The following is a 3,511-nucleotide window of genomic DNA, read 5'->3' as shown; positions in this document are numbered from 1 at the left end:
GTTCAGCGAGTTCGCTTCACGTATCGCAGACGGACCCGAACACATCGAATCGTAGCGCTGGTGCTCCCCGTATGGCGATCAGTCGGCCGCGCAACGATGCCCGCCGTATCAGCTGTGCAGGAAGTGCATCACGTCGCCGTCGTGGACGACATAGGCCTTGCCTTCGGCGCGCAGTTTGCCCGCTTCTCTCGCGCGCGCTTCGCCGCCCAGCGCGACATAATCGTCATATGCGATCGTTTCGGCGCGGATGAAGCCCTTCTGGAAATCGCTGTGGATTTCGCCGGCGGCTTCGGGGGCGGTGGCGCCCGTGTGGACGGTCCACGCGCGCGCTTCCTGCGGCCCGACGGTGAAGAAGGTGATCAGGTGGAGCAGCTCGTAACCCGCGCGGATGACGCGTGCGAGGCCGGTTTCGTGGAGGCCCATCTCTTCGAGGAACTCGAGCCGGTCGGCCATGTCCATCGTCACCAGCTCGCTCTCGATCGCGGCGGAGACGACCACCGCCTGCGCACCCTCGGCGGCCGCTTTGGCGAAGACCTTTTCCGAAAGAGCGTTGCCGTTCGCGGCGCTGCCCTCGTCGACGTTGCAGACATAGAGGACGGGTTTCGAGGTCAGGAGCTGCGCGGTGCGCAGGACGCGGGCCTCCTCGTCGTCCTTGGGTTCGACGAGCCGCGCAGGCTTGCCTTCGCGAAGCAGGTCGAGCGCCTGGCCGAGCACCGACGCGGCGATCTTCGCTTCCTTGTCGCCCTGTGCCGCTTTCTTGGCGAAGGCGGGGACGCGCTTCTCGAGGCTTTCGAGGTCGGCGAGCAGCAGCTCGGTTTCGACCGTCTCGGCGTCGGCGACCGGGTCGACCTTGTTCTCGACATGCTGGATGTCGTCATCCTCGAAGCAGCGCAGCACATGGACGATCGCGTCGACTTCGCGGATATTGCCGAGGAACTGGTTGCCGAGGCCTTCGCCCTTCGACGCACCGCGCACCAGGCCGGCGATGTCGACGAAAGCGAGCTGGGTCGCGATGATCTTCTTGCTGCTCGCGATCGCCGCCAGCTTTTCGAGCCGCGCGTCCGGGACCGCAACGTTGCCGATGTTCGGCTCGATCGTGCAGAAAGGATAGTTCGCCGCCTGCGCCGCCGCGGTTTCGGTCAGCGCGTTGAAAAGGGTGGACTTGCCGACGTTGGGCAGGCCGACGATCCCGCATTTGAAACCCATAAAAACTCCGTGAAGTCTGGCGCGCCGTTGAGCGAGGCGCCGCTGTTGCAGCGCCCCTAGCGTCAAGTCGCCGCGGACGCCAGTCTTTGCCGCGGCGCTTTGCGGTTGCGCCCGGTTCAGACTTGCGCCTTTATCGCTCCAGCCATGACGAAATCCCGCCTCTTTCTTGCCGTCGGCATCTTGTTGACTCTTGGCGTCACCGCCGCAGTTGCAGCGCCGAGCCGGTTCGAGGAAGGCGTTTTCGTCGAGCTCAACCGCTTCCGCAGCGATCCCGCGGCCTATGCCGAATATCTGCGCGACTATCGCCCGCGCTTCGAAGGCAAGCTGCTGGTCAGCGACGACGATAGCGAGATCGATATCATGACGCGCGAGGGCGTCGCGGCGGTCGACGAGGCGATCCGTGACCTGCGGCGCGAAAAGCCGCTGCCCGAACTGGAATGGAGCGATGCGCTGGCGCGCGCGGCAGCCGATCATGTCGCGGTCCAGTCGCGATCAGGCGCTGTCGGCCATTATACGAAGGGGCGCGGGCCGGGCGAGCGGATGAAGGCCCGCGGGGGCGGCCCCTATGTCAATGAAGTCATTACCTATGGCCATCACACCCCCGCGGGCGTGGTCGACCAGCTTTTGATCGACGACGGCGTCCCCGACCGCGGCCACCGCCACAGCCTGCTGCGCCCGACACATCGCTATGCGGGCATAGCATGCGGCCGGCATCCGGTGCACCGGACGATGTGCGTGACGTTGATGTCGCAGACGCGCGACGGTTCGCCGCCTCCGCCGCCGCAAAGAAAAGTGCCCTGACCGCAGGGCCTTGCGTGGTGTGTTGCTATGATATAACAGTTTCGGTGTCTTGATCCGTCGGGAGGTCGCGATGCGTGCTGCGAAACTGGCCTGGATTCTGCCGCTGCTGTGGGCCGCACCGGTGATGGCCAAGCCAATGCCTGACAAGGAATCGATCGCCAGAACTGCGCAAAAGGCGATGGCCGCCACCGGCGCGCGGGGCCTTGCCATCGCGACGATCGACAGCGGCAAGGTCGTGTCGGTGCAGGCGTTCGGTGAGCGCAATGCCAAGGGCGATCCGCTGACGCCGCAGACGATCATGTACGGCGCGTCGCTGACCAAGGCGGTCTTCGCCTATTCGGTGCTGTGCCTCGTCGACGAGGGCAAAGTCGATCTCGACAAGCCGATCGCGGGCATGCTCGCGAAGCCGCTGCCCGATTACGGTAATCTCGATGCCTATGGCAATTGGGGCGATCTTGCGGGGGACGAACGCTGGCGGACGATCACCCCGCGCATGGTGCTGAACCACAGTACCGGTTTTGCCAATTTCCATTTCCTCGAACCTGATGGAAAGCTGCGTATCCATTTCGATCCGGGCAGCCGTTACGGCTATTCGGGCGAGGGGATCATGCTCCTTCAGTTCGGTCTTGATCAGGGGCTCGGCCTCGATACGGGCAAGGAGGTCCAGCGGCTCGTCTTCGACCCGCTGAAGATGCCGAACAGCAGCCTCGTCTGGCGCCCCGATTTCGCGGCCAATCTGGCCGACGGCTGGGAACTCGACGGCAAGGCGGTACCCCACGACGAGCGGGGCCGCGTTCGCGTTGCGGGGTCGATGGATACGACGATCACCGACCTCGCCAATTTCGCGGCGGCTTTGGTGTCGGGGGAGGGGCTTTCGAAGAAAGCGCGTGCCGAACTGCTGCAGCCAAGCCTTCAAATCCGCTCGCGTTCGCAATTCCCGACACTGGGAGGGGACGCGCCCGCGCCGGAGCAGCCGGTGGGCGTCGCATCGAGCGTGGGTTTGATCACCTTCACCGGATCGCAGGGTCCCGCCTTCTTCCGCGGCGGGCACAATGATTCGACGGGCAACACGTTGGTCTGCCTCGAAAAGAGCCAGCGCTGCGTGCTGATCATGTCGAACGACGTCCGCGCCGAGGCGGCCTTCCCGATGATCGTGCGCGATATATTGGGTGAAACCGGCGCGCCGTGGCGCTGGATTTTCGGCGATATGAAGTTCGTCTAAGGTCGCCGCCCGCTCCCGGCCAGGGAGCGGGCGACACCTTCGGTCAGTTGCCGACCGGCTGGCTGTCGGTGCGGCGCACGACGATCGTCGACGAGCGCGGCTCTTCGCCCGCAACCGGCCAGTTACCCGTCGGATGCTGGATATTGACGAAGAAGGTCTTGAGGTCGGGCGTATAGGCCAGTCCCGTGATCTCGCTGCCCAGCGGGCCGACGAGGAAGCGTTTCGACTGCTTCGTGACCTGATCGACATAGAACATCGCATTGTGCCCGAACGCCTGATCGA

At 64.7% G+C, this 3,511-nt stretch carries 4 protein-coding genes; 2 read left to right on the top strand and 2 right to left on the bottom strand.

Annotated features, from left to right (window positions below; translation table 11 throughout):
- Nucleotides 1–108: 108 nt before the first annotated feature.
- On the bottom strand, nucleotides 109–1,206 hold the full coding sequence (ychF, locus tag VGD20_RS09530; protein ID WP_331134213.1) for a redox-regulated ATPase YchF: 1,098 nt from the start codon (nucleotides 1,204–1,206) through the stop codon (nucleotides 109–111).
- A gap of 144 nt (nucleotides 1,207–1,350) precedes the next feature.
- On the opposite strand from ychF, the gene VGD20_RS09525 reads away from it, so the two are divergent.
- Nucleotides 1,351–2,007, top strand: coding sequence for a CAP domain-containing protein (locus VGD20_RS09525; RefSeq protein WP_331134212.1), 657 nt, complete (start codon nucleotides 1,351–1,353; stop codon nucleotides 2,005–2,007).
- A 70-nt stretch (nucleotides 2,008–2,077) separates the two neighbouring features.
- Nucleotides 2,078–3,229 (top strand): serine hydrolase domain-containing protein, encoded by a 1,152-nt coding sequence (locus VGD20_RS09520; RefSeq protein WP_331134211.1) that lies wholly within the window; start codon nucleotides 2,078–2,080, stop codon nucleotides 3,227–3,229.
- Nucleotides 3,230–3,272: 43 nt separating this feature from the next.
- On the opposite strand, the gene VGD20_RS09515 is transcribed toward VGD20_RS09520, so the two are convergent.
- On the bottom strand, nucleotides 3,273–3,511 hold a 239-nt coding region (locus VGD20_RS09515; protein WP_331134210.1), incomplete at its 5' end, for an alkaline phosphatase PhoX.

The organism is Sphingopyxis sp. (genome assembly GCF_036402335.1).
Taxonomy (GTDB): domain Bacteria; phylum Pseudomonadota; class Alphaproteobacteria; order Sphingomonadales; family Sphingomonadaceae; genus Sphingopyxis.
The sequence above is the reverse complement of the archived record's forward strand: the minus strand, read 5'-3'. Positions and strand labels throughout refer to the sequence as shown.

What these genes read in the sequence shown, in the direction of transcription:
- ychF (WP_331134213.1), bottom strand. Translation starts at nt 1,206, where the DNA reads ATGGGTTTCAAATGCGGGATCGTCGGCCTGCCCAACGTCGGCAAGTCC.
- VGD20_RS09525 (WP_331134212.1), top strand. Translation starts at nt 1,351, where the DNA reads ATGACGAAATCCCGCCTCTTTCTTGCCGTCGGCATCTTGTTGACTCTT.
- VGD20_RS09520 (WP_331134211.1), top strand. Translation starts at nt 2,078, where the DNA reads ATGCGTGCTGCGAAACTGGCCTGGATTCTGCCGCTGCTGTGGGCCGCA.